The organism is Collinsella provencensis (genome assembly GCF_900199705.1).
Lineage (GTDB): Bacteria > Actinomycetota > Coriobacteriia > Coriobacteriales > Coriobacteriaceae > Collinsella > Collinsella provencensis.
Genome location: NZ_LT904908.1, coordinates 703,132 through 729,109, shown reverse-complemented (window position 1 = coordinate 729,109; position 25,978 = coordinate 703,132). Strand labels below are relative to the sequence as shown.

The window sequence follows — 25,978 nt, the reverse complement described above, 5'->3', positions numbered from 1 at the left end:
AACCGGAAAAACAGCCCAAAGTTGAAATGACCTGCGTGAAGTGCCCCGTGCACAGCATCCTGTGCGAAGCGTCTTGCATGAAGTGACCTGCGTGAAGTGCCCTGTGCGTAGTGGCGTAGGTGAAGCGTCTTGCATGAAGTGGCCTGCGTGAAGCATCCCATGAGGAGGTGAGAATGATTCGAGTTGAGAACATAGCAGTTTCTTATGACGGGCGTGAGGTTCTCTCAGGTTGTTCGCTGGAGCTCGAGCGCGGTGAGCTTGTGGCGCTTGTTGGGGAAAACGGAGCGGGAAAGTCCACCTTGGGGCGTGTGATGTGCGCGGCTCAGCTTGTTGACAAAGGGAGCGTGACGGTCGATGGTCACGATCCTTCTGTCAGTGAACTGGAGCGTTTGTGTGTGAGAGAGCTTGTCGGGTATGTTCAACAGGATCCGAGCAATCAAATTGTCTCCTCGCTGGTATGTGATGAGGTGGCGTTTGGTCCGCGCAATCTGGTGCTCGATGAATCGCAGGTCGCCGAGCGCGTTGCCGAGGCGCTTGCCACGGCGGGTCTTGCGGACTTTGATCGACGCGTCACCACGGAGCTCTCCGGTGGGGAACAGCAGCGCTTGGCGCTTGCCGGTGTGCTTGCCATGCGGCCCAAGTATCTGGTGCTCGATGAACCGACGGCGCAACTCGATCCCGCCGCACGCGCGGCGATGCGCTCTTTGTTCGTTCGCCTTGCGCATGACATGCAGATAGGTGTGGCGCTTATCACACATGACCCGCTTGAAATCGCCCTGGCCGACCGTGTCTTTGGCTTAGGGGATAGTGCGCCGGATGAGGTTGTGCGGGACAAACGGACATTGGAGCCTTCGTATGGTGCGGGCGTTCACGCCCAGGGCCCCGCGGTTCCGTATGGTGCGGGAGACCATGCTCAAACCCCCGCGAGCACGTATGGTGCGGGAGCTCATGTCCAAGGCCCCGCTGTTCTTCGCATGTATGATGTTGCGTTCAGCTATGGCGACCGCCCGGTGTTGCACGATGTGAATCTCGGGGTGCGTGCAGGGGAGATCGTGCTGCTCGTTGGCGCGTCAGGTGCTGGCAAATCGACGCTCGCTGCCCTCGCTGCCGGCCTGTTTGAACCTTCATCGGGCGAGGTGCTTGTAAACGGCGCAAAGGCAAAGCCGGGGGCGCTCGGCTGTGCGTTCCAAAATCCCGAGTCGCAGTTTTTCCTGGATACCGTCTATGACGAGTTGGCATATGCCCCGCGCAACTTCGATGTGTCTGAGGAAGAAGTGGCGCATCGCGTGGAAGCCGCAGCTCGGCAAGTCGGCCTTGCACCTGCGCTTTTAGACCGCTATCCCTTTGAGCTTTCGGGCGGTCAGGCGCGTCGCGTCGCACTTGCGTCAATGTTCACGCTCGATGCTTCGGCATATGTGCTCGATGAGCCGAGCGCCGGTCTCGACGGAGCGGGGCGTGCGTTTGCCCACAAGCTGGTGTGTGCGTTGGCAGACCAGGGTAAAGCCGTGATGGTGATCAGCCACGATGTGGACGAGTGGTCCAACGTGGCGCATCGTATCCTTCGCCTGCATGATGGCACGCTCGAGGAGTGCGAACCCAACATCGTTCAATCGACTGGCACGTATGACGGTGCAATGCCCCAGGCCGGCGCGGCGGCCAACGACGTAAGTGCAACAGCGTCCGTTGCGGATGGGCCTTTCGACGCGCCTGCCATGCCCTTCGACGCAAGCGTAAGTGCAGCAGTTTCGGTTGCAAATGGGTCCTATGAACCCACAGAAGCTCAGCGGGCTTCTGTGGCCCCGCATGCAAACGAAGGCGTCAATACGCAGAAGACGCAGTCCAACCGCCGTAAAACGCCTTATATGCCTTTTTACGGCTATTCTCCCGACGCACTGCTGTCTCGTGCGGATGCCCGCATCAAGATAGCTTTGCTGCTGGCGGTGGCGATCGGTTTGTTCGTGTTGTTCGATCCGGTGCACATCGTCGTTTGGTTTGCTTTGCTCGCGGTTTGCCTTGCGGCTGCCCGCATGAGCCCTCTAACCATTGTGCGCGGCATGCGACCGGTGTGTATCGTGCTTGCGCTTACGGTGATGGCAAATCTCGTCTCATGCGATGGGCATGGTGCAATACCGATCATCGGCGTTGTGGGACTTGACCCTGCAGGAGGTATGAGGGGTCTGATCGCCGCGTTGCGCATCGTGTTGCTCGTGGGCTTCTCGCTTTCAGTTGCCGTTACAACAACGGCGACACAGCTCTCCGATGCATGCGTTCGTCTGCTTAAGCCCCTTTCGCTCCTGGGCGTTCCCGTTTCGTCCATCGGTTTGGCTCTGTCGCTCGCGTTGCGCTGCATCCCTTTGGTCGCAAATGAACTCGCGCGTATCCGAACCGCCCAACTCGCCCGTGGGGCGCGCTTTGACGAAGGCGGTATGGTTCATCGCATTCGCGTATGGGGATCTGTGTTCATGCCGCTCGTTGCCGGTTTGTTTTACCGCGCCGACCGTTTGGGCGACGCGATGGCGGCGCGCTGCTATGGCGCTGCAGATTACCATGGGGTGACGCAGCAAGACGACGTTCGCGCGTGATAGGATGTGGCGCGTATGAGCTGCAAGGAGGATGCCGTGACGTTGGAAAACGAGAGGGCGACCGCGCCCGTTATCGCTACAGACCCGCTCGAGCTCGACGGGACCCTGGTGTTTCGACTGGGCTACGATGGCGCGGCGTTTTCCGGGTTTGCCGAGCAGCCGAGCCAGCGCACCGTTGCCGGTGAGGTTCGACGTGCGCTCGAGACGTTCCTGCGCCGGCCCATCGATCTTACGTGTGCCGGCCGTACCGATGCGGGTGTGCATGCGATTTCCCAGTATGTGAGCGTACCGGCGTATGAATCGGAGCTTGAAATCACGCATCGGCGCTGGATGCGCGCGATGGCGGCGCTGCTGCCCAACGACATCGCGCTTGGAGAGGTATATCACGCCGCCCCCGGTTTCTCGGCGCGCTTTGACGCGCGGGCGCGCGCCTACACGTATCGTATCGTCACGGGCGATGCTCCGCCGTTGCTCACGCGTAACGTCACCTGGTGGCATCGTTTGCCGCTCGACGTCGAGGCTATGGAGCGCGCCGCGGCATGTCTTATCGGCGAGCACGATTTCAAGAGCTTTTGTAAGGTGTCTTCCGCAATAGGGAAGCCGACGTGCCGCAATGTGATGTCGGTGGGTTTTGAGCAGGCAAGCGCGCTTGGCGAGGACCATATCGCATTCACCATCACGGGTAATGCCTTCCTGCATTCCATGGTGCGCACGATTGTGGGCAGCTTGGTGGAGGTCGGCTGCCATCGACGCGACCCGCAATGGCTTGCGGATGCGCTTGACGCCTGCGATCGTCAGGCGGCTGGTCCCACAGCACCGGCGCGCGGACTGTGCTTTATGGACGTCACGTATGACGAGGGCGTTTTAACGGTTTGCCCGTAACCCCGCGCCCGGTGCGTTTCATCACGGAGAAGCCCAACGAGTCCGTTTCCCACTGTAATCGTTCCGTGCATGGAACGATTACATTTTGTATACACGTTTTGAGTAAAAATCCCGTATTATATGCATGGTTGATTCGAATCGATTAGCATTGTTCTCGATTCTAACCAAAAGGTATGCATCTTCGATACATCTGGATGAGACTTGTGCGGGAGGGTGAAACGCAAATGGCAAGAAAACGCAATGGACGTCAAGATGCCATCCGCGAAATCGTGCGCACTTCGGATGTTCGCACGCAGCGCCAGCTGGTCAATCATTTGAAAGATCGCGGGTTTGACTGCACGCAGGCAACCGTTTCGCGCGATATCGCCGATATGGGACTGCAGAAGCTCCATGAGGGCATGTACGTTCTCGCCGAAGACCTGCATCTTCAGCGCATGGTTTCCGAGCTCGTGGTTGACATCTTGCGCACGGAGAACCTGGTCATCGTTAAAGCGCAGCCCGGCACGGCGCTCGGTATCGCGGCGGCAATCGATGCGGCGGAACTTCCCGACGTGCTCGGCTCGCTTGCCGGCAACGATACGATCCTCGTTATCGCCCAAACCGCGCAGGATGGCAAGAAGTTCGAGGATCTGATCTCCAAGCTGCGGAGCGTCCGCAAGTAGGGGACGTGCGCAGGTAACGCCCCGCGAGCGTTTGCATCTGCCGATGTTTCGGACTGGCGTGCTCCTGTTTTGTCCTGGTGCCGGCAATTTGCCGGCTACGCGTCCCAAATCAGTTCTACAACAGCTCTATAAGTTGATGTTTTCCACAAGAAAGGGGCCCGGGATTTTTCCCGGGCCCCTTTTGCGTTGCGTTATCCTTCGGATACTTCAGATGACAACAGTGTGATGGGCGCCACATCAGGTGGCGTAGTTTATTCGGACACGCCTGACGCGCCTGGCTCGGGATCCGTGCCTGGCTCGGGATCCGTGCCTGGCTCGGGATCCGTGCCTGGCTCGGGATCCGTGCCTGGCTCGGGATCAACCGGAGTTTCAGGCTCGGTGGGAGTCTCCGGCTCAGTCGGAGTTTCAGGCTCGGTGGGAGTCGTCGGCTCCTCGGTCTCCTCCTCTTCTTCCTCCTCTTCAGGCGGTTCCTCCTCCGTTTTGGAGAAGACCCATTCCTTGTTGTCCTTATACGTGGGAGCCTCGCCTTCGGGGAAGCTCTCCGCAGGGAGGGCGGCGAGCATCGCGGACATGAAGTTCCTGAACACGGGCAGAGTAAGGTGAGAGTTCGTCAGACCGTGGAGCGACTTGTTACCGCTGGGGTTACCAACCCAGATAGAGACAGCGAGTTGCGGAGAATAGCCGCAGAACCACAGGTTTGTGGTGGTGTTTGCCGTACCGGCGGTACCAGTTTTGCCGGCAACGGGGCTGCTTGCCCAAGGGTTGCCGTCGCGACCGGTGCCGTTCGTCATGACGCCCTGAAGCACCTGAGTGACCGCGCGAGCTTCACCGGTGGTAAGCACCTGCTCGTACTCGTCCTCATGCTTGTAGAGCGTCTTGCCGCTGCGCGAGACGATTTCGGTGATGGCTACCGCCTCGCGGTGCTGGCCGCCCGAGGCGAAGGTGCCCATGGCCTCGGCCATCTCGAGCGTGGAGACCTCACCCGAGCCGAGCGTGAGCGAAAGGACGTCTTGCATTGTGGAGGTGTCCACGCCGAGCTTGCGGCACATCTGCAGGATGTTCTGGTTGCCAATCGCCTCGGCGATCTGCACGTAGCCGGTATTCGAAGAGACTTCGGTGGCACGGGCGAGCGAGACGTAGCCATAGTCTGCATTGGCATAGTTCTGGCAGCGGTACGTGGAACCGTCCGACTGTTTCCACGAAATCGGGGAGCTGCAGTTGACAGTGATGCTGGGGTTCATGCCCATGTGGATGGCCGTTGCGAGCGTGAACATCTTGAACGATGAACCGGGTTGTCGGCGCGTGGTGGCGAAGTTGGTGTGCGCGTCGTCGGCGTAGTAGTCGCGACCGCCCACCATCGCCTTGATTTGGCCGGTCTTGGGGTCAACGACCGTCATACCGATGTTGAGGTCGCCAGCGGCGCTGTACCGGTTGATGTTATCGATTGCCGCGCTCTCCGCCGCAGCCTGAATGTCGGGGTCGATGGTCGTCTTGACGGTGAGGCCGCCCTTGAACAGGACATCGGTGGAGAACTCCTCTTGCAGGAGCATCTTGACATAGTCGACGAAGTACGGGTCCGCGTAAACTTCAACACCCGTGTCGGAAGTCGAGGTGACGTTGAGCTCGAGCGGAGTAGCCACGGCCTCGTCATACTGCTCCTGCGTGATGGACCCAAGGCGCAGCATGTTGCCCAGTACCTTGTTGCGACGGTCGACGGCAACCTCGGGGTTGACGGTGGGGTCATAGTAGGAGGGGGAGTTGGGTAGGCCGACGAGCAGCGCAGCCTCGGCAAGCGTGAGGTCCTTGGCGTCTTTCGAGAGGTACGTGTGGGCGGCGGCTTGGATGCCGTACGCGCCATGGCCGTAGTAGATGGTGTTGAGATACATCATCAAGATTTCGTCTTTGCTGTAGATCTCTTCCATCTTGAGGGCGATGAACGCCTCGCGCACCTTACGCTCGATGGTTTGATCGAACTGCTCTTCGGAAAGGATGGTGTTGCGCACCAGCTGCTGGGTGATGGTCGAGGCGCCTTCGGAGCGTCCGGCGAGCTGCGCGAACACGGCACGGCCGATGCCGATGATGTCGACGCCGGGATGCTCGTAGAAACGCTCGTCCTCGACGTCGACCGTGCCCTTGAGAACCCATTCGGACACCTGGTCGATGGTGATGCTCTCACGGTTTTGCACGAAGAACGTGGCGATCTTGTTACCCTTCGCGTCATAAATGTGGGTGGGCTCGCTTACGAGGTACTCATCCGCATCACTGTAGTCGGGCAGGTCGGAAAGCCAGCGATTGACGTTGGCGATCATGCCGATGCCGAAGGCGATGCCCGCCACGAGCATGAAACCCAAGATGGATACCAGGATGATGGGTGCGGCATGTGTTTTGGCGCGCTGCCGTGTATTCCGCGTGCGGGGACCCATATATAACCTCCTACGAGTGGAATCGGGCGTGCGCCCGGAAACCGTGCACATAGATAAGATACAGATTAGCGCAAGCGGGAGCAGGCATACAGCAGCTTGTTCGCTTCACGCGAAAAACCATGTGTGCGGCGCGTTCGTCGCCGTGTACTGTCTTGTAGTATTGAGGGGCATTTGGATGGCGCGCAATCTGCAGATGCGGGGACAACACGACGCGCAGCCGTGTGGATATCGAAGGGGAGGGGCGCACGTGAGGGTACCGGAATTGCTCGCACCAGCGGGTTCGCTGGATGCGCTCTTTGCCGCAGTGGCGGCAGGAGCCGATGCCGTATATGTGGGGCTCGGAGCCTTCAATGCGCGTGCGGCGAACGCGGGGCTTACTTTAGACGAGCTTGCGTGCGCTTGTGCGCTTGCGCATGCCCACGGTGTGCGGGTGTATGTGACGCTCAACGTGTATGTGTTCGATGCGGAGCTCGATGACGCGGTTGCCTTGGCTCAGGCTGCGGCGCAGGCGGGGGCTGATGCGTTCATCGTTGCCGATGCGGGCTTGTGCTTGCGTTTACGTGCGCAGATTCCGCAGGTCGAGGTGCATCTTTCCACGCAGGCGGGCGTGCAGTGCGCTGAGGCGGTTGAGTTTGCCGCCCGCGAGCTCGACGTTGCGCGCGTGACGTGTGCACGCGAGTTGTCGGTGGACGAGTTGCGCGACTTGTGTGCCACGGGTGTACCTATCGAGGCGTTTTGCCACGGTGCCATTTGCATTTGCTATTCCGGTTCGTGCTCGTACTCCGCGTTGCGGCGAGGCCGTTCGGCAAATCGGGGCGATTGCGTCCAGCCGTGCCGTATGGCGTATGAGTTGCAAGATGCCGCAGGTAACGTGCTTGCAGGCGGGGCGCAAGATCGGCGTACGGGCCGTGTGCCCGATTGCCGTGCGGACGGTGCGCAGGCTTGCGAAGCGGGCAAGGGAAGCGTTCATGTTGATGACGATGACGCTTGGGCGACGGGCGACCGCCTATTATGTCCGCGCGACTACCTGGGCATTCGCTATGTGGAGGCTTTGACTCGCGCCGGCGTCGCCTCGCTCAAAATCGAAGGCCGTATGAAGAATCCCGACTACGTGTTCAACGTGGTCCGTTGCTACCGCGCCGCACTCGATGCGGTGGAGCAAGGGCGCCCGCTTGACGACACCGCACTCGACGACCTCGAGGCGCAACTCACACGTTCATTTAATCGCGGCTTTACCGATGGGTATCTGCGCGGGGGACACGCTGCGACGGGTGCGGACCATATGAGTCTTGAGCGCGCGATCAACCAGGGCCTCATGGTAGGCCGTGTGGTATCGCGCGGGCATGAAGAGGTCGTCATCGAGTTTGAGCGTCCGGTCGATGCGGGCGATACGCTCGAGATCTGTTCGACGCCCGGTGAGGATGCGCCGGCCGACGTCCCCAAGCGCTGGCCCATGGTCCCTTGTCCCGCGCAGGCACGCGCAGGTGAGCGCCTGCTCGTCCACTGCAAACGCAAGGTCGAGGTGGGCAGCGTGGTGCATGTGGTTCGCTCGGCAGACGTGATTGCGCAGGCGCAAGCGGCGGTGGATGCCATGCGCGCGGAAGCGCAGCGCCTGTGGACGGGTGATGTGCAGAGTTCTGCGAACGCGAGAACGAAGAAGACGGGGGAGTCTTCTGCGGCAACCGACGAGATGGCAGTGCGGGCGTTCGAGGGCGCGCAGGAAAGGCCGTCCGAAGACCCGAGGGATAAGCTGCTCGAAGACTCGGGGGATAAGCTGCTCGAAAAGTCGCGGCCCAACGAGCCGCTGCCTGGCGTGGACTTCCACGTCTCACATGTGTTTGACCTTGGCGAGGTGTGCCGTGCATCTGATATGGCTCGCGTGCGGGCGGCGTGCAAGCGCGAGCAGACGGTCATCTGCCGCAACTTGGGACAGATCGACGCGGCACGCGAGGCTGGCGTACGATGGGAAGCCGCATCTCCCATCTCGGTTTGGAATGCCGAGACGGCCCGCTGGCTAAGCGACCTTGGTGCTCAAAAGATCTGGTTGCCCGAGGAGCTTTCCGCCTCCGATGTTGCCGCCCTTCGTGCTGCGGCGGAGCCTGAACTCGCGCACATCATCGACGTACCCACTCCAGGCTCGACACCGCTCATGATTACCGAGCATTGCATACTGACCGCCGAGGGTCCCTGCGATCACGCGTGTGCCACCTGTGCGCGCCGCCGCGCGAGCCAAGAGGGGGATCGCTTCTTGGTGGAGTTGGACCGCAAGAGCGGGCACGCGCGGCTGCAGGTGCGTGTGGACGAGTTCGGCCGTACGCGCATTTTCGCGTAAATGGTGCACATTTCGAGTGCCGTCCTAGGCTAAACTGGACGGCACGTGTCTTTTCCTAGCACCGCCGGCATGCGCGTGGATGCGCGACGAACCGCAGGTGAGGGTGCTGTAACCAAGAAAGGTGTTCCCATGTTGCCTGTAGATGAGCAGATGCGCATCATTGCCTCTGGCACCGCCAAGATCGTACCCGAGGCCGATCTTCGCAAAAAACTCGAGCGCGGTGTTCCGCTTAACATCAAGCTCGGCGTCGACCCCACCTCGCCCGACCTGCATCTCGGCCATGCCGTTCCGCTGCGCAAGATGCGTCAGTTCCAGGACCTTGGCCACCGCGTGACCCTCATCATCGGCAACGGCACCGCCACCATCGGCGACCCGTCCGGTAAGAACTCCACGCGTCCGCAGCTTTCTCAGGAGCAGGTTGAGGCAAATGCCGCTACCTACGTGGCGCAGGCCATGAAGATCCTCGACCCCGAGAAGACCACCATCGTGCACAACGGTGACTGGATGTTCCCCATGGGCCTTGCCGAGTTGCTCTCCCTTGCGTCCAAGTTCACGGTTGCCCGCATTCTCGAGCGCGACGACTTCACCAAGCGTTACCAGTCCCAGACCCCCATTGCGCTGCACGAGTTCCTTTACCCGGTCATGCAGGCAAACGATTCGGTTCAGATTAACGCCGACGTCGAGATGGGCGGAACCGACCAGCTGTTCAACCTGCTCGCCGGCCGCGAGCTCATGGAGAAGATGGGCATGGAGCCGCAGGTCGCACTCACCATGCCGCTGCTTGAAGGTACCGACGGCACCCGCAAGATGTCCAAGTCTTACGGCAACTACATTGGCCTCACCGACGAGCCGGCGGACATGTTCGGCAAGACCATGTCCATTCCCGACGAGATGATCGGCAAGTACTACCGTCTGGCGAGCTCGCTTACGCCGGAGGAGGTCGACAAGATCGACGCCGCGCTGGCCGACGGTACGGCGAATCCCTACGAGCTCAAGCGCGCGCTGGGTCGCGATTTGGTGACGACCTACCACAGTGCCGAGGCCGCTGCTGCCGCCGAGGCCGAGTTCGACCAGGTTCACAAGAATCGTGAGCTGCCGACCGACATCGCCGAGGTCACGGTCGAGATTGCCGTCAACGACGAGGGCCTTGTGTACCTGCCTGCCGTTTTGCAGGCGGCCGGTCTGGTGCCGAGCGCCGGTCAGGCACGCCGCGACATCGACGGCGGCGGTGTCAAGCTCAGCGGTGAGGCGGTCGCTCCCAAGACGTACAACGTCGACCCTGCGTTGCTGGTTCCCGGCACGGTTTTGCAGGTCGGCAAGCGTCACTTCGCCCGCCTGGCATAGCGCTTGCGCGTTCGCGTTCACGCGCTCTCTTTCCTTTGAGAATTCCGTTGCTTCCCCGGAAGAATGGCCTCGTTTCGAGGCATGAAATGCCGAAAAACCAACGGAATTCGATGGGTCTGACTTCGATTTAGTTGACGCCCAGTTGGCAGAAACGCCAGCTGGGCGTTTTCATGTCGTTGTGTGGAGCGTCTGATAGCTGCGGAAAAACGTGGGTACGATAGAGCGGAATCGGGCCTGATGAAAGGGGCGCATGATGGGAAAAGAGACTTCGATGGATACGGTGCAGGCAATGCGAGAGCTGATTGACGTTGCCGAGGGTCGTGCGCGCGCGGACGCGGTGTTCGTGAACGTGCAGATCGTCGACGTGTATCAGCTTCGTGTGGCACGCGGACAGGTTGCCGTCAAGAACGGATGCATCGCCGCCGTGTTGTTCGAGGGTCGCGACTGCGAGGATGCATCCGTTCCCGCATGGGATGCAGATCAGGTCATCGACGGTGAGGGCCGCTACCTCGCCCCGGGCTTCATCGATGGGCACCTGCACATCGAGAGCTCGAACATCCGCCCCGCGGAGTATGCACGCATGGCGCTTGCTCGCGGTACGACCACGGCTATCGCCGACAGTCACGAGATCGCCAACGTGTGCGGTCTTGCCGGTCTCGAGTTCATGATCGAGGACGCTCGCCGTACGCCGGGCAGCATCAAGTTCATGATGCCGTCCTGCGTTCCGGCGCTTCCCGACGAGCAGGCGGGTGCGGTTATTTCGGCCGCCGACATGCATGCATTTATGGATGAGCACCCCGGCGATATTTTCGGTTTGGGCGAGATGATGAACCTCCCGGGCGTTTATTTCGCCGATGAGGAGACGTGCTCGCGTATCGATGTGGCAGGCCGCACGGTGTCCGGACAGGTTGACGGGCACGCTCCGCTCGCTGCGGGCAAGGACCTCAACGCCTATACGGCTGCAGGCATAATCGCCGATCACGAGAACACGCGTGCCGACGAGGCGCTCGACAAGCTGTCGCGCGGTATGTACACCATGCTGCGCGAGGGTACGTGCAGCCACGATCTGGCACAGCTCGCGCCCATCATCGTGGAGAACCCGGCGCTGGCGCGTCGCTGCTGCTTTGCCACGGACGACCGTGCACCGTCCGACGCCCTGCGCATCGGCATGATTGACAACGCGTGTCGCATGGCCGTCGAGGCGGGCATCGATCCGGTGGTCGCCATCTCCATGGCGACGCTTTCCGCGGCTGACGTCTTCGGTTTCGACCATGGGTATCGCGACCCGCTCGAGCGTCGCGGCGCAGTTGCTCCGGGCAAGCGCGCCGACCTTCTGCTTCTCGACGACCTCACCTTTGCATCCGCGCCGCATTGCGTGTATGCGGCGGGTGCGCTCGTCGCACAGGACGGCACCTTTGTGGGAGAGATCGCCCCGGCATCTCCGCGTGTCGTTGAGCTCGAGGCAAAGCTGCACGGTTCGGTGCAGATGCCCGAGCTCTCGCTCGACGTGTTCTCCTATCCGTTTGAGGCGGGCGAGGCGGTCATTGACGTCATCCCCGGTTTGGCCGTGACGGGCATCGCACGTCCCGATACGAGTGAGGGCTTGCGTCGCATCATGCTCGTCGAACGCTATGGTCGCGGTGTCGCCGCTCAGGCTGCCGGTGCGGATGGCGCGGGTGCTGCGGGAACGGGCCTTGCCGGCAAACACATCGGTCAAGGCTGGGTGCGCGGCTTTACCATTGAGAACGGCGCGATTGCATCGACCATCGGCCACGACTCGCACAACATCTGCGTGGTGGGCGACAATCCCGAGGACATGTTCACGGCGGTGCAGGCTGTGGGCCAGGGCGGCTTCGTGCTTGTGCACAACGGTGAGGTCACCGCAAAGATCGACCTGCCGCTGGGCGGTTTGATGAGCGATGGTACGGCGGAGGAAGTCGCCGCACAGCACGACCTCTTTATGACCGAAGCTCGCGACGCCGGCATCCAGCCGCCGCTCGATCCGATCATGGGCATGATCTTCCTGCCGCTTCCCGTTATCCCGACGCTGCGCATTCGCCCGGAGGGCATGTTCGACGTTACGACGTTCAGCTTTGTGAAGTAGGCTCAAAGGCAACGGTTCGGCAGATAGCTCGACGACACACGCCGCGGTGCACCTCGCATCGCGGCGTTCGTTTTGACAGGCACAGTGTTTTCGTCCGTGTAACGGTTGTGAATCGTGCGCACGGAGGGGTTATAACCATATAGAATGGAAACACTGCACCGAAATGGAGTGAGGGGCACGCCTGCGTCGAGATGCCTGCCTTCTCCTACTCCATGCGCCCCAACGAAAGGACGCCTTATGGCCGAGACTTCCGCGAACCGCATCGTGATTACCGTACTGGGAAAGAACCGCCCCGGCATCGTCGCTGGTGTGACGAATGTGCTTTCCGATGCAAACGTTGACATTCGAGACATTACGCAAAGCATCATCGAAGACATCTTCACGATGACGCTGCTGGCGGATATTTCGGCCGCCACCATCGACTTTGCGCAGCTCCAAGAGGCGCTTGTCGCCGAGGGGGAGCGCTTGGGCGTGACTTGTGAAGTCCAGCGCGAGGACGTATTCCAATTCATGTACCGACTCTAGACGCAACCCCAGGCGCACTGCCGCAGCAGACGAGCGCTCCGCCGTTGTGCGAGGTCACAGCACGGCGTCGGGGCGCTTTGCATACCGCACGGAAGGGAACCGACATGGCATACGATGCCCATCACATCTACTATCGATTCGACGACCACTTGAGCCGCTTGGTGCTGGACTACGATGCTAGTCGCCATATGGATGAGCGCGCCGAACGCCTGTACAACGATATTCCCTCCGAGGAATATGACGACGAGCTGTTTATTCGGCACGACGTCAAGCGTGGTCTGCGTAATGCCGATGGCTCGGGCGTGGTTGCCGGCTTGACGCGCATCGCCGACGTGCATGGTTATCGCAAGGTCGATGGCAACATCGTGCCCGATGAGGGCCATCTGTACCTGCGCGGGTATGACATCGAAGATCTCATCACGAACGCCCAGGCAGAGGACCGCTTTGGGTACGAGGAGGTCGCCTACCTGCTCATTACCGGCGAGCTGCCCACGGCCGACGAGCTTGCGGATTTCCGTGAGCGTTTGGGCGCATTCCGCAATCTGTCCGGCGACTTTGTACGCCAGTTCCCCATCACCACGGTGAGTCCTTCCATCATGAACGTTTTGCAGCGCGCCGTGCTGCTGCTGTACGCCTTCGACGCTGAGCCCGATTCGACCACGCCCGAGCACGAGGTCGATGTGGCAATCTCGCTGCTCTCGCGCTTGCCGCGTATCGCGTCGTTTGCGCACACGTTCCACAGCGCGCAGGTGCAGGGTACGCGCGCTCCCACGCCCGTCCCCGATCCCGAGCTCTCCACGGCCGAGGCGATCCTGCAGATCCTGCGCGGGGAGGAGGGCTTCACGCACGAGGAGGCCATGCTCCTCGACGTGATGCTCATGCTCCATGCCGAGCACGGCGGCGGTAATAATTCGACGTTTGCCTGCCGCGTGCTGTCGAGTTCGGGCACCGATGCCTACTCGGCGTACGCCGCCGCCATCGGCTCGCTCAAGGGGCCGCGCCACGGCGGCGCCAACGCCAAGGTCACAAGCATGCACGAGGATATTCGCGAGCATGTTGCCAATTGGGAAAACGAAGACGAGGTCGCGGCGTATCTCGAAAAGATCTTGCGTCGCGAGGCGTTTGACGGATCGGGCCTCATTTATGGCATGGGGCACGCCGTGTACACGTTGTCCGACCCGCGCGCCGTGCTGTGCAAGCGCTATGCCCGCGGTCTTGCCGAGGCGAAGGGTATGGGCGATGAGTTCGCTCTGATTGAGCGTGTCGAGAATCTTGCCCCTCAGGTCATGCGCGATGTGCGCGGCACCACCAAGCCCATGTGCGCCAACATCGACCTGTATACGGGATTCATCTACAAGATGCTCGGCATTCCCGAGTCCATGTTCACGCCCATGTTCGCCGTGGCGCGCACGGCCGGTTGGGCGGCACACCGCATGGAGGAGCTCATCTGCTCGCACCGCATCATCCGTCCGGCGTATCGCGCCGTGATGGAGCCCGGCGTGTACGTGCCGCTGTCCGAGCGCGCGTAAACGCACCTCTTGGTTTTCTGTGTGCAGTTCGTGCGTGCGTGGACGCGGATGGGCGCACGGCCACGCCCTGTGGTAGCATTGTTAAGCTATTTTGACTTGGTCGGAAACCAAGTCACCCTTTGCTCTGGTCGGAAACCAGGGCGCGATTGAGAAGAGGAGCCCTGCCATGAAGTCTGGCATCCATCCCGAGTATGTGGAGTGCACGGTTCGCTGCAGCTGCGGCAACACGTTTGTGACCCGCTCCACCAAGCCTGAGATCCAGGTCGAGCTTTGCAACGAGTGCCACCCGTTCTACACCGGTCAGCAGAAGTTCGTTGACACCGGCGGACGCGTCCAGCGCTTTGCCGACAAGTTCGGTGGCGCCGCTCAGGCCGCTCTCGAGCGCGAGGCCGCCAAGAAGGCCGCCAAGCAGGCCGCTGCCGAGGAGGAGGCTGCCAAGAAGGCCGCCGCTCGCGAGGCTAAGGCTGCCGAGAAGGCCAAGCGTGCCGCTGAGTACGAGAAGAAGGCTGCTGCCGAGGCTGCCAAGAAGGCCGCCGAGGCCCCCGCTGAGGAGCCCGCTGCCGAGGCCGCTGAGGCCCCTGCCGAGGAGCCCGTTGCCGAGGACGCCGAGTAAGCCCTCATTCGCACACATACGAGCGACATGCGACCCCGTATCAACCTTGATGCGGGGTCGTTTTGTGTGTCCACATAACCTGCGCACCGCGGCGTACTTGTTTGATTAGAGTTATCAGCAACTGTGTCGCGCACCGTTCGCAGAAGTGCTCCGTCACGCGCGGGCGATGCGCCGGAAGAGAAAGAACCTGCTATGGGATTCGTTTCTAAGCTGCTTTCATTCGGTGCCGACAAGGACCTGAATCGCTATCGCAAGACGGTCGAAGTCATCAACGCGCTCGAACCGCGCTACGAGGCGATGAGCGACTCGGAGCTTCATGATCAGACCGCGCTGTTCCGTGAGCGCTACGCAAACGGAGAGACCTTGGACGATCTGCTCCCCGAGGCCTTTGCTGTAGTGCGTGAGACGTCCAAGCGCGTGCTCGGCCTGCGCCACTTCGACGTGCAGCTTATCGGTGGCATGACCCTGCATGAGGGTCACATCGCCGAGATGAAGACCGGCGAGGGCAAGACGCTCGTGTCCACGCTCGCCGGCTATCTCAACGCGCTTGCGGACAAGGGCGTCCATATCGTTACCGTCAACGATTACCTGGCCAAGCGTGACTCCGAGTGGATGGGCCCCGTGTATGCGTTCCTTGGTATGAGCGTGGGCGTGGTGCAAAACGGCATGAGCCTCGAGTCCAAGCGCGAGGCCTACCAGTGCGACGTCACCTATGGCACCAACTCCGAGTTCGGCTTCGATTATCTACGTGACAACATGGTCCTTCGCGCGTCCCAGCGCGTGCAGCGCGGCCATGCCTTCGCCATCGTCGACGAGGTTGACTCCATTCTCATCGACGAGGCGCGTACGCCGCTCATCATCTCGGGCGCGGGCACCAAGAGCGCCAGCACCTACAAGGACTTTGCGCGCGCCGTTCGCGGCCTGACGCAGGGCGAGGAGGCCCAGTTCGATATGCTCTCGGCCACCGGCCCGGTTGAGGCCACGGGCGACTTCGTGATGGACGAGGCCAAGCACACCATCGCCGCCACCGAGCAGGGCTTGCGCAAGATCGAGAAGCGCTTGGGCATCGACGACATCTACGCCGACCTGTCCGGTCAGCTCGTCAACCATTTGCAGCAGGCGCTCAAAGCCCAGTACATGTTCCATCGCGATAAGCAGTACGTGGTCACCAACGGTGAGGTCAAGATTGTCGATGAGTTCACGGGCCGCATCATGGAAGGTCGTCGCTACTCCGAGGGTCTGCATCAGGCCATCGAGGCCAAAGAGGGCGTGCTCGTGCGCGAGGAGAACCAGACGCTCGCCACCATCACTTTGCAGAACTACTTCCGCCTGTACGATAAGCTCTCCGGCATGACCGGTACCGCCATCACGGAGGACGCCGAGTTCCGCGAGATCTACCAACTGCCCGTACAGGTCATCCCGCCCAACAAGCCCGTTCAGCGTATCGACCATGAGGATCTGGTGTATCGCACCATCGATGCCAAGTTCAATGCCGTTGCGGATGACATCGAGCGCCGCCACGCCAAGGGCCAGCCTGTCCTGGTGGGCACCGTGTCCATCGAAAGCTCCGAGCGCCTGAGTCGCCTGCTCAACAAGCGCGGCATCAAGCACGACATCCTCAACGCCAAGTTCCACGATCGCGAGGCGCACATCATCGCCCAGGCGGGCCGCAAGGGCGCCGTTACCATCGCCACCAACATGGCCGGTCGTGGTACGGACATCCTGCTCGGCGGCAACCCCGAGCAGCTCGCCTTGGACGCCACGCTTGCCCATGAGTTCGAGGTCGACAACGACTACGTCCAGCTGCTTTTGAGGACCGTCTCTTTCGTTCATACGGACGAGGATTCGTTTGCGCAAAACGAGGCTATCCAGGAAACGGCAAGGCATCTCGCCGAGCAGCAGGACATCCCCGTCGAGTCGGTCCTCGAGGTCTTCCGGGTCTACGATCGCGAGCTCACGCGTTTCAAGGAGATCTGCGCGGCGGAGCACGAAGAGGTCATCGCCGCCGGCGGCCTCACGGTGATCGGCACCGAGCGCCATGAGTCCCGTCGTATCGACAACCAGCTCCGCGGCCGTGCCGGCCGTCAGGGTGACCCGGGCGAGACCCAGTTCTACCTCTCGCTCGAGGATGACCTCATGCGCATGTTCGGCGGTGAGCGCATGGAAAAGGTCGGCAACATGATGATCGCCTCGGATATGCCCGACGACATGCCCATCCAAGCCAAGATGATTTCCAAGGCAGTCGAGGGCGCTCAGCACAAGGTCGAGAGCATCAACTTCTCCATGCGTAAGAACGTGCTTGAGTACGACGACGTTATGAACAAGCAGCGCCAGGTCATCTATGCCGAGCGCAACAAGATCCTCGACGGCAAGGATTTGGCCGAGCATATCGATGACGTTATCGATGCGCAGATCAAGCGCTGCGTGACCGAGTTCTGCCCGGTCGATTCCCGCGAGGGTGAGCGTGACCTCGACGGCCTGCACAAGTGGGTGGTCGAGCTGACCGGTCGTCCGGGCGCGCCGCGCTTTGAGGACGCGCCGTACGAGGAGCTGTGCAAGCAGGTTCTCGCGTTTGTCGAGAAGGTCTACGATGCCAAGGCGGAGCGCTTGGGCGACGAGCTCATGCGCGAGCTCAACTGCCAGGTCATGCTGCGCGTTATCGACACCCGCTGGATGAGTTACCTGCAGGAGATGGACTACCTCAAGCAGGGCATCGGTCTGCGAGGCTTTGGCCAGCGCGACCCGCTTGTTGAGTACAAGACCGAGGCGTTCCGCGCGTTCCAGATGCTCGTTGACACCATGTACGAGGACTATCTGCGCACCGTGCTGCGCGTCGAGTTCAAGAACAAGCCCACGCCCGCTCAGGTGGAGCAGCAGGACAACCCCGCGCTTGCGGGCGTGAAGATGAGCGGTCCAGGTGAGGTCGACGGCGACTCCGGCAATTCCACCGTTCGTCAGCATGCCGCCCAGGCTGCCAACTCGGCGGTCGGCCGTGCCCCGCAGGGTGAAAACGGCATGGCTGGCGCAGGTGTGCGCACGTATCGCAAGTCGGAGAGCGGCGACCCCTACGCCAACGTTGGCCGCAACGAACCCTGTCCGTGCGGTTCGGGCAAGAAGTTCAAGTACTGCCACGGCAGGAATCGCTAATGGCCGACGAGTCCACTTCGACGCTCGCCGAGCTCGACGCGCTTGAGGCACGCTTGGGCGAGGTCGAGTCATACCTGCATATCGATGAGCTTCGCGGACGCGTTTCGCAGCTTGAGGCCGAGAGCGCCGATCCTGCGTTTTGGGACGACGCCGATGCCGCTCGCGCCGTCATGGCTGAGCTTGCGCAGGCGAAAAACGATGTGACGTCTGTGGACGGCGCCCATGAGCGCATTTCCGATGCGCGTACGGCGCTTGAGCTCGCGGCTGAGATGGGGGAGGACGGCGCTGAGTTCGTGGCCGAAGCCGCGACGGCAGTTACCGACCTCACGCGCGTCATCGACGAGATGGAGCTCTCGAGCTGGTTTACCGGTGAGTTCGATCACGGTGACGCCATTGTGACCATCAAGCCCGGCCAGGGTGGCCTGGAGGCCCAGGACTGGACCTTCATGCTGTTCAAGATGTACATGAAGTACTGCGCGCGTCGCGGTTGGAAGGTCACGATCAACGATTGCCCCGCTGCCGAGGTTATCGGCATCGACCGCGCCACGTTTACCGTCGAGGGCAAGGACGCCTTCGGCATGCTGCGCGCCGAGGCGGGCGTGCATCGCTTGGTGCGCATTTCTCCCACGGACGCCAAAAAGCGCCGCCAGACTACGTTTGCCGGCGTCGAGGTCATTCCCGTTCTGCCCGATACCGTAGAGATTGAGGTTTCGCCCGACGACATCCGCGTGGACGTGTACCACGCGAGCGGTCCCGGTGGCCAGGGCGTCAACACGACTGACTCTGCCGTGCGTGTGACGCACATCCCCACGGGAATCGTAGTGACGTGCCAAAACGAGCGTAGCCAGATTCAAAACAAGGCTGCGTGCATGCAGATTCTCAAGGCGCGCCTCTACGAGCTCGAGCTTGCCAAACGCGAGGAAGCGCTCGACGAGATTCGCGGACCCAAGCACGACATCGGTTTTGGCAACCAGATTCGCAGTTACGTGCTGTATCCGTATCAGATGGTCAAGGATTTGCGTACTGAGGTCGAAACGGGCAATGTCGAATCTGTGCTTGAAGACGGCGACCTCGACCCGTTCATCATCGGATATCACCGATGGGTTGCCGGCAATGCCGAGCCTACAACCTTGTCCAATCAGAGCGCCGAGTAGAGAAAACCCATGGCAAACCGTATCGACATCAATCGCATCATCCAATCTAATTTTATGAACGACCTGCCTGTCGTCATGTTGGGCTGTGCCATCGCGGCATTTGCGACGGATGCGTTCATGATTCCCAACGGTCTTGCGGCAGGTGGCTTGACGGGTCTTGCCACCATCATCGCCGAGCTGGGAAGACGCTCAGGTGTGAACATCCCCGTCGGTCTTCAGACCGTGGTGATGAATGCGCTGTTGCTGTTGGTGGTCGTGCGCTCCGGTGGCGTTAAATACGCCGTTCAGACAATTACGGGCTTCACGTTGTTCGGTTTTTTCACCGACCTGTTCGCGCCCTTTGTGCTGCCCATGAGCAGCGATGACATCATGCTCGCCGCGCTATGGGGCGGCATCATTTCGGGCATCGGCTACGGTCTCGTGTTCCGTTGCGGCGCCAACACCGGCGGGTCCGATACGATCGGCCAGATCATCTCGCGCAAGAGCTCATTGCCTGTGGGTGGAACGGTCATGGCGATCGACGTCGCCGTATGTGCGGCGTCCGCCCCCGTGTTCTCGCTGATCAATGCCTTATATGCGGCGCTTGCGATGGTATTGATGGGCTATGTGGTCGATGCGGTTGTCGACGGCGGTAACACGCAGCGCGCCGCGTTCATCATTTCCGATGAGTACGAGGCCATCGAGCGCGATATTCTGCACACCATGGACCGCGGATGCACGCGCCTGGAAGCGCGTGGCTCGTGGACCAGGAAGGAACGCCCGGTGCTGTTTTTCGTGTTCAGCCGCCGCGAGGTTCCCCTGGTAAAAACCATCGTGTACGAGCACGACCCCGATACACTGCTCATCATCACCGACGTGAATGAGGCAATCGGCTACGGCTTCAAGTCCATGACCCAGTAAGGACGGGGACGCATCCCAAGAGGGGTGCGTCCCTGTTGCGTTGGCGGTAAAAGCGCCGTGTTGGGAAGCCGCTTCGCTACTTCGCGTAGACCGTCTTTCCCTGGAAGATCGTTTCGAGCACAGTGGCGATGCCGATGTCCTCGGGGTCACCCTCGATGATGTTGCGGTCGATGATGATGAAGTCGGCGTCCTTGCCAGCCTCAATCGAACCACTGCGGTCATCGATGAAGTTCGCGTACGCCTGGTTGATGGTGAAGGAGTCGATCATGTCGAGGACGTTCGCGCGCTCCTCCGGCCACAGCGGCTCATGGAACTTCGGGTCATCGTAGTCGAAGATCCACGGGTGGTAGTTGTCCGGCGCGATGCGCGTGACGCCGAGCTCGATTCCCACGAACGGATTGGGAATGGCCGTGATGGGATAGTCACTGGCATTGGCTACGCGCACGCCACCCGCAAAGAGACACTGCTCGGGGAATGTATGTGCGATGCGCTCAGCGCCCGTATAGGTGCCGTTGACGACCGTCGTCTCGTCGATCTGGAACCAATACGAGTTGGTCATGGCAACGACGTCGAGGTCCTTGAAGCGTGGGATGTCGTCTGGATCGAGCAGGAAGATGTGCGTGATGCAGTGACGGGCGTCGCGTGCGCCGTTCTCGTCGCGTGCGAAGGCGATCGCATCGAGCGTCTGCTTGACTGCCGCGTCGCCGGCGCAATGCACGTGGATGCCCATGCCGGCCTTGTCGATGGCCGCAACCACGGCGTTCATGTTGTCGGGATCCCAAATCTGGTCGCCGCGCCAACCCTCGGGGCGCCCGGCTGCGAGTTCGTAGGGCTCGCGCAGGAATGCGGTCTGGCTTTCAAGCACGCCGTCCATGAACAGCTTTGCGGCGTTGATCTGCACCAGGGAGTCCTTGTCGCCGATGATGCGCTCGTTCACGAGTTCCTCGACCTGCTCGGCGCCGCGATGGGGATTTGCCCAGTAGGCGCCATGCAGGTACATGCTCAGCTTGCCCTCTTCACCGAGCTCCTTGATGGCCTGCACGGCGTTGCTCTTGATGTAGAGCCACGGGTCGTAGCTGCCGGTGAAGCCAAGGGAATGGCACATGTCCTGGTAGGCGAGCAGACCCTCTTTGTACTGCTCGACGGTGAAGTCGGGCAGCGCGTTGAGGATGAGGTCCTGTGCGCTCTCGCGGAAGCAGCCCGAAGGCTCTCCAGCTTCGCCGTGCTCGATCTTGCCGTTTGCGGGGTCGGGCGTGTCGGCGGTGACGCCCGCGAGCTTGATGGCGGCGGTGTTCGCCCATAGGGAGTGGAGCGTCTCGGCCTGCAGCACGATGGGGATCTCGGTGGACACCAGGTCGAGGTCGGCGCGGTTGGGGCCGACGCCGGGGAAGCACGCCTCGAGATAACCCTGGCCGCGCAGCGCGGTGAGGCCCGGATGCTCGTTAAGGTAGGCGCGGCACGCGTTCACGTACTCTTCGGTCGTGTTGTAACCGGCGAGGTTGATGCCCACGGTTGCGGAAATGCCCATGGTGAAGTGCGCGTGACCCTCGAAAAAGCTCGGCATGATCATGTGCCCGCCGGCGTCGACGACCTCGGTTGCGTCGTCGATATATGTAGCCGCTCCGTCATTCGTTCCCACGTAGACGATCTTCCCGTTTTCAAGGGCGACCGCTTCGGCAATGGTGCGCTGCGCGTCTGCGGTGTAGATGTACGCGTTCTTGATTACCTTGTTGGCTGCCATGATGAGTCCTTTCTCTTGACAATGTTGCTCTTCAAGACGACGGAGGGGTTAGATCTCTTCGGGGGCTTCTATGGCTTCCGCTGCCGGGCGCTTGCGAGCGAGCTGGCGGCGAACGATGACCTCGCCCAGTGCGAGCGTGATCAGGATGCCCGCGCTGACGAACGTGGCGGTTTGCACGTCAAAGGGTGTGCCGGGGACCCAGATGAACAGGAACATGGTGGCTAGGCAGACGAACTCACCGGCGCGGACGAACAGGGTTGCGAGCCATGCGGGACCGGGGAAGACGTACGGACGCGGGGTTTGCGTGTCGGTGCGCTTGAGTTTGAGATATGCCTCGAAGTTGATGACATAGGGGATGAGCAGCAAGAAGCTCGTGCACGAGAAGATGGACCAGAACACGACCTCGGCGCTGCCGGTGAGGAAGCTCGATGCGATCGACATGACTGAGGCGACGCATCCGGTTACGAACAGGCTACCGGAGGGCATACCGTGCTTGTTTTGCTTGGCAAAGATCGGCGGAAGCTCGCCAGAGATGGCGGACTCGCAGGATACGCGGCAGACGGCCAGAATCCACATCATGCCTTGGCAGAACAGCACGATAACGAGCAGCAGTCCGAGTGCGGTTGCCAGGATTCCACCGATGGTGCCGCCAAAACCCAGGCGATAGGCGTCGACGAGGCCAGTGATGATGTTGATGCTGTCGGAAGGCAGGATGACCAGCATGGCAAACACGGTGACGACATAGAGAACGCTCACGAGCACGCAGTTTTTCATGGCTGCTTTGGGGACGTCACGTGCGGGATTTTCAAGTTCGGCGGCATTTGAACAGGAGATTTCAAATCCGAGGAAGTTGTAGATGAGTGCGGGGATGAACACGATGGCGGCGCCGAAGGTGGGCTTGAATGCGCTGAGCTTGAGCTCGTTGGCCATGGCACCCTCGCGTGTGAAGAACGCGATGGCAGCGGCGATGAGGCAACCGCCGAGGATCATCTTGGCGATGCAGCTGAAGTTGGTGAGCAGCTGGGAGCTTTCACCCGGACGCGATGCCATGAACATGAGGAGCCACACGATGCCCACGTTCACGACTGTCTTAATCCAAACGGGTGGGTTGATCTGGAAAATCGCGCATGACACATTGATGATAAGCGTAGCGACCGAGGACATCCACAGCGCGTTGCATGACCAGTAGATCCAGCTGATGCGCGCGCCCCACATGTTGCCAAAGGCGCGTTTGATCCAGGAGTAGAAACCGCCGTTGTCGGGGTAGGCGGCTCCAAGCTCCGCAACGGTAAGCGAACCCGGCAAGAAGAAGATCAGGGCGACGATGATGTTCCACGTGATGGATGCAAACCCCATCGTAGCGACGGACGCGATGGTGTCGACGAAGAAGATTGCCGTGATGAGACTGCAGAGCATGTCAAACTGGCTGACACCGCGGTTTGTCGATTTTTTCGCGCTCATGGTTGGTCCTTTCTATTCGGCAAGGGCACTGGGCAAAATCCGTGCAGAGGAACTCCCGGGTTTCGTTCCAATGCGCTCGGTGGTTTTGCTTGCCTATAGAAATATCAAAGGAGGGCGACTCCGATTTCACCCAAGCCATAATCTGACGGTTTGACGGCACAATCGGATATGGCGCTACAGTTACAGACGCGTGCGGTAGGTTTTAATCGGGTGAACGGCAAATAAAAAAGCGGCTGCTTATGTGACTTGTTGAACGGCAAGGCGGGTGGCATGATGGTAATCGCTGAACGATCATCGCCTGTCACGCGAGGAGTGTCGATGTTTCATATTGCGATTTGCGATGACAGCGAATACGACTTGCAGGAGATAAGCTCCGCTCTTCAAGGCCTCAGGCACCTGGGTATCTGCTTCGACGAGACGTGGTATCAATCGGGCCGTGCGCTCATTGACGACATAGCGGAAGGGGAGAAGTCCTACCATCTGCTGATCCTCGACATGCTCATGGATTCCATCAACGGAATTGAAACCGCGAAGGCGATTCGCACGTATGACGTGTCGATGCCCATCCTCATCGTGACCTCGACGGTGCAATACGCGCTTGCGGGATACCAGGTCAACGCATGGCGCTACCTGACCAAGCCGGTCGATCCAGGCGAGCTGGTGCGCGAGGCGGCTGCCGTCCTCAAGAGCCAGGAGAAAAGCGACGAGACCTGCTACGTCGTTCAAAGTAATGGAACCGTGATCAGGCGCGTTCCCCTTGCTGACATTCTGTACTTCGAGTCGTCCCTCCACACGATTACGCTGCATACGATGCGGGAGGACATCGAATTTCGCGGCGCCATCCGCGACATCGATGAGCAGCTGACACCTTTGGGCTTCTTCCGCATTCACAAGAGCTTCGTTGTCAATCTAAGTCACGTGCGCAGGCTCTCCTCGCGTTCGCTCGTCATGGTAAATGGCGATGAACTTGACATCTCACGCGCCCGTATACAGCAGCTGCGCCATGCTTTGATGGACGAAGCCGAGCGTGAGCATATCAGCTCGCATCGCATGCGCTCTTAGGAGATTCTCATGTTTGCCGGTGCGGACATCCTCCTTCTGCTGTACATCGGCCTTTCCGAAACATTCATGGTGCATTTCGCCTTCAGCGCGTTTATGCGCAGGAATGACAAGAACATGTACGAATACCTTGCCGTTCTAGCCGTGTACTTAATCATTACCTCCGTCGATGCACTGCTCGACATGCCGGTGTTCTACGTTCTTTTTATCTGCTATGTCCTGATTGTCTACATTGCGTTCAGGTTTTTTGACAGCACGCTCGAGGAGCGTCTCGTCATTTCGTTTGTGTACGTTGCCGTGAACTATTCCATGACGATTTTCGCGACGACGCTCGTGTTTGGTCTTGACGGCAACGGCTTTGAGGGCTTTCCGTCCAATCTTGCGCAGACATTCGAGTCGCAGACGTTTCTGACGATCATGGTGACCTGCTCCATCTTTCTCATGGAAAAGCTCAAGCGGTTTGTGTCCGCGCCGGCGACGATTGCGGGACTGTCGTTTTTGACGCCGCTTTTGATGGTGCTCCTCATTATTAACGAGTTTTACATGATATCTGCGCCCGACAGTCAAGACATGCTGTTCAAGCAGTACATCTCGATTGCGTTGCTCCTGCTTTTCACGGCAATCATCCTGTATATGCTCGCCCTGCGCATCGGCCTGCTCAAACACAGCTTGGAGTATTCGGCAACGCTTGAGCAGATGCTGTCCGTGCAGCAGAAGTACTACTCCGCCCTGCAGGAGCACCAGCGGGAGTTGCGTCGCATCTATCACGACACCAAGGGGCGTACGCGCACGATGCTCACGCTGCTCGACTCGGGCTTGAATGAAGAGGCAGCGGAATACGCGCGCAGCATGCTGCTCAGCGCACGCGACCCCGCCATGGAGATGGAGTGCGACAACCAATTGCTCGACGCCTTGCTGAGCGACCGCCTCGGTCCCGTACGGCGTTTGGGCGTCGAAGTGTCTTCGTGCATCATGGTGCCTCCGGTGCTCGAGATCGACAACGTCGACCTCTGCATTTTGGTCGAGAACATGCTGGATAACGCTGTTGAGGCGTGTGAGCGCATGCAGCCACGCAGCGGGACGGATGCCATGGTGCATAGGTTCGAGTCGGCAGCGGGCGGCGATTTGCCGCGGCGCTACATCGACGTGGATATTCGCATGCGTGGGCCGTTCCTCTGCCTGTATGTCGAAAACTCGTTTGATGGCTGTTTGAAGTGCGAAAAGGGCGTTTACCTTTCGGTTAAGCCCGACCCCGAGTCGCACGGTCTCGGCATCACACACATGCTCCGTATCGTCGAAAAATATCACGGGCGCCTGAAAATCGAGCACAGTGCGAACGTTTTTAGCGTGACGGCGTTGTTGGAGTATCCCGATGACGAGCTGTTGGATTCAAGTTCGATGTAGTTTTGCGAGCGCTGGGCTTGTTTGCAGGAGATTTGGGGCTTGATGGCGCTTGCTATTCCTGTGCCACTTTGATGATGTTGCCCCGTTGTTGCTACAATATCTCCCGTATGCAGTTA

General features: G+C 60.4%; 17 protein-coding genes. 14 read left to right on the top strand and 3 right to left on the bottom strand.

Annotation, left to right across the window (positions count from 1 at the left end; translation table 11 throughout):
* Window positions 1–173 precede the first annotated feature (173 nt).
* From C1711_RS07845 to C1711_RS03230, 3 genes are all read left to right on the top strand, one after another.
* A complete protein-coding gene (locus C1711_RS07845; RefSeq protein WP_234346204.1) occupies window positions 174–2,582 on the top strand; it encodes an ATP-binding cassette domain-containing protein in 2,409 nt (802 codons plus the stop codon).
* A gap of 42 nt (window positions 2,583–2,624) precedes the next feature.
* Window positions 2,625–3,464 (top strand): tRNA pseudouridine(38-40) synthase TruA, encoded by an 840-nt coding sequence (truA, locus tag C1711_RS03235; RefSeq protein WP_234346361.1) that lies wholly within the window; start codon window positions 2,625–2,627, stop codon window positions 3,462–3,464.
* 224 nt (window positions 3,465–3,688) lie between these two features.
* Entirely contained in the window at window positions 3,689–4,126 is a 438-nt protein-coding gene (locus C1711_RS03230; RefSeq protein ID WP_102337771.1) for an arginine repressor, read from the top strand.
* Between the two features lie 251 nt (window positions 4,127–4,377).
* On the opposite strand, the gene C1711_RS03225 is transcribed toward C1711_RS03230, so the two are convergent.
* Window positions 4,378–6,549 (bottom strand): PBP1A family penicillin-binding protein, encoded by a 2,172-nt coding sequence (locus tag C1711_RS03225; protein WP_102337770.1) that lies wholly within the window; start codon window positions 6,547–6,549, stop codon window positions 4,378–4,380.
* Between the two features lie 247 nt (window positions 6,550–6,796).
* Here C1711_RS03225 and C1711_RS07700 point away from each other — a divergent pair, with 247 nt between their 5' ends.
* The 9 genes from C1711_RS07700 to C1711_RS03175 all read left to right on the top strand — a co-directional run bounded on the left by C1711_RS07700 (window position 6,797) and on the right by C1711_RS03175 (window position 20,197).
* Window positions 6,797–8,881 carry a U32 family peptidase gene (locus C1711_RS07700; protein ID WP_159060033.1) on the top strand — a complete coding sequence of 695 codons (2,085 nt, stop codon included), beginning with the start codon at window positions 6,797–6,799 and terminating at the stop codon, window positions 8,879–8,881.
* 129 nt (window positions 8,882–9,010) lie between these two features.
* A complete protein-coding gene (gene tyrS, locus C1711_RS03210; protein ID WP_199824829.1) occupies window positions 9,011–10,225 on the top strand; it encodes a tyrosine--tRNA ligase in 1,215 nt (404 codons plus the stop codon).
* 253 nt (window positions 10,226–10,478) lie between these two features.
* Window positions 10,479–12,329 carry an adenine deaminase gene (locus C1711_RS03205; RefSeq protein ID WP_234346202.1) on the top strand — a complete coding sequence of 617 codons (1,851 nt, stop codon included), beginning with the start codon at window positions 10,479–10,481 and terminating at the stop codon, window positions 12,327–12,329.
* A gap of 237 nt (window positions 12,330–12,566) precedes the next feature.
* A complete protein-coding gene (locus C1711_RS03200; RefSeq protein ID WP_102337769.1) occupies window positions 12,567–12,854 on the top strand; it encodes an ACT domain-containing protein in 288 nt (95 codons plus the stop codon).
* A 104-nt stretch (window positions 12,855–12,958) separates the two neighbouring features.
* Window positions 12,959–14,383: a citrate synthase gene (locus C1711_RS03195; protein WP_102337768.1), complete on the top strand. Its 1,425-nt coding sequence runs from the start codon at window positions 12,959–12,961 to the stop codon at window positions 14,381–14,383.
* 166 nt (window positions 14,384–14,549) lie between these two features.
* Window positions 14,550–14,996: a 50S ribosomal protein L31 gene (gene rpmE / locus C1711_RS03190; protein ID WP_102337767.1), complete on the top strand. Its 447-nt coding sequence runs from the start codon at window positions 14,550–14,552 to the stop codon at window positions 14,994–14,996.
* Window positions 14,997–15,188: 192 nt separating this feature from the next.
* On the top strand, window positions 15,189–18,143 hold the full coding sequence (gene secA, locus C1711_RS03185; RefSeq protein ID WP_102337766.1) for a preprotein translocase subunit SecA: 2,955 nt from the start codon (window positions 15,189–15,191) through the stop codon (window positions 18,141–18,143).
* A complete protein-coding gene (gene prfB / locus C1711_RS03180; RefSeq protein ID WP_102337765.1) occupies window positions 18,143–19,297 on the top strand; it encodes a peptide chain release factor 2 in 1,155 nt (384 codons plus the stop codon). Before secA ends, prfB begins: the two co-directional genes overlap by 1 nt.
* 9 nt (window positions 19,298–19,306) lie before the next feature.
* Window positions 19,307–20,197, top strand: coding sequence for a YitT family protein (locus tag C1711_RS03175; protein ID WP_102337764.1), 891 nt, complete (start codon window positions 19,307–19,309; stop codon window positions 20,195–20,197).
* A 76-nt stretch (window positions 20,198–20,273) separates the two neighbouring features.
* Here C1711_RS03175 and C1711_RS03170 read toward each other — a convergent pair whose 3' ends face one another.
* Window positions 20,274–21,938: an amidohydrolase gene (locus C1711_RS03170; RefSeq protein WP_102337763.1), complete on the bottom strand. Its 1,665-nt coding sequence runs from the start codon at window positions 21,936–21,938 to the stop codon at window positions 20,274–20,276.
* A 48-nt stretch (window positions 21,939–21,986) separates the two neighbouring features.
* Entirely contained in the window at window positions 21,987–23,399 is a 1,413-nt protein-coding gene (locus C1711_RS03165) for an APC family permease (RefSeq protein WP_102337762.1), read from the bottom strand.
* A gap of 318 nt (window positions 23,400–23,717) precedes the next feature.
* Between C1711_RS03165 and C1711_RS03160 the strand changes: the two genes are divergently transcribed.
* Together C1711_RS03160 and C1711_RS03155 are read left to right on the top strand one after the other, a co-directional pair.
* A complete protein-coding gene (locus C1711_RS03160; RefSeq protein WP_159060032.1) occupies window positions 23,718–24,461 on the top strand; it encodes a LytR/AlgR family response regulator transcription factor in 744 nt (247 codons plus the stop codon).
* A gap of 9 nt (window positions 24,462–24,470) precedes the next feature.
* On the top strand, window positions 24,471–25,862 hold the full coding sequence (locus tag C1711_RS03155; RefSeq protein WP_102337760.1) for a sensor histidine kinase: 1,392 nt from the start codon (window positions 24,471–24,473) through the stop codon (window positions 25,860–25,862).
* Window positions 25,863–25,978 lie beyond the last annotated feature (116 nt).

What these genes read in the sequence shown, in the direction of transcription:
- C1711_RS07845 (WP_234346204.1), top strand. Translation starts at nt 174, where the DNA reads ATGATTCGAGTTGAGAACATAGCAGTTTCTTATGACGGGCGTGAGGTT.
- C1711_RS03230 (WP_102337771.1), top strand. Translation starts at nt 3,689, where the DNA reads ATGGCAAGAAAACGCAATGGACGTCAAGATGCCATCCGCGAAATCGTG.
- prfB (WP_102337765.1), top strand. Translation starts at nt 18,143, where the DNA reads ATGGCCGACGAGTCCACTTCGACGCTCGCCGAGCTCGACGCGCTTGAG.
- C1711_RS03165 (WP_102337762.1), bottom strand. Translation starts at nt 23,399, where the DNA reads ATGAGCGCGAAAAAATCGACAAACCGCGGTGTCAGCCAGTTTGACATG.
- C1711_RS03175 (WP_102337764.1), top strand. Translation starts at nt 19,307, where the DNA reads ATGGCAAACCGTATCGACATCAATCGCATCATCCAATCTAATTTTATG.
- rpmE (WP_102337767.1), top strand. Translation starts at nt 14,550, where the DNA reads ATGAAGTCTGGCATCCATCCCGAGTATGTGGAGTGCACGGTTCGCTGC.
- tyrS (WP_199824829.1), top strand. Translation starts at nt 9,011, where the DNA reads ATGTTGCCTGTAGATGAGCAGATGCGCATCATTGCCTCTGGCACCGCC.
- C1711_RS03155 (WP_102337760.1), top strand. Translation starts at nt 24,471, where the DNA reads ATGTTTGCCGGTGCGGACATCCTCCTTCTGCTGTACATCGGCCTTTCC.
- secA (WP_102337766.1), top strand. Translation starts at nt 15,189, where the DNA reads ATGGGATTCGTTTCTAAGCTGCTTTCATTCGGTGCCGACAAGGACCTG.
- C1711_RS03205 (WP_234346202.1), top strand. Translation starts at nt 10,479, where the DNA reads ATGGGAAAAGAGACTTCGATGGATACGGTGCAGGCAATGCGAGAGCTG.
- C1711_RS03200 (WP_102337769.1), top strand. Translation starts at nt 12,567, where the DNA reads ATGGCCGAGACTTCCGCGAACCGCATCGTGATTACCGTACTGGGAAAG.
- C1711_RS03225 (WP_102337770.1), bottom strand. Translation starts at nt 6,549, where the DNA reads ATGGGTCCCCGCACGCGGAATACACGGCAGCGCGCCAAAACACATGCC.
- C1711_RS03170 (WP_102337763.1), bottom strand. Translation starts at nt 21,938, where the DNA reads ATGGCAGCCAACAAGGTAATCAAGAACGCGTACATCTACACCGCAGAC.
- C1711_RS03195 (WP_102337768.1), top strand. Translation starts at nt 12,959, where the DNA reads ATGGCATACGATGCCCATCACATCTACTATCGATTCGACGACCACTTG.
- C1711_RS03160 (WP_159060032.1), top strand. Translation starts at nt 23,718, where the DNA reads ATGTTTCATATTGCGATTTGCGATGACAGCGAATACGACTTGCAGGAG.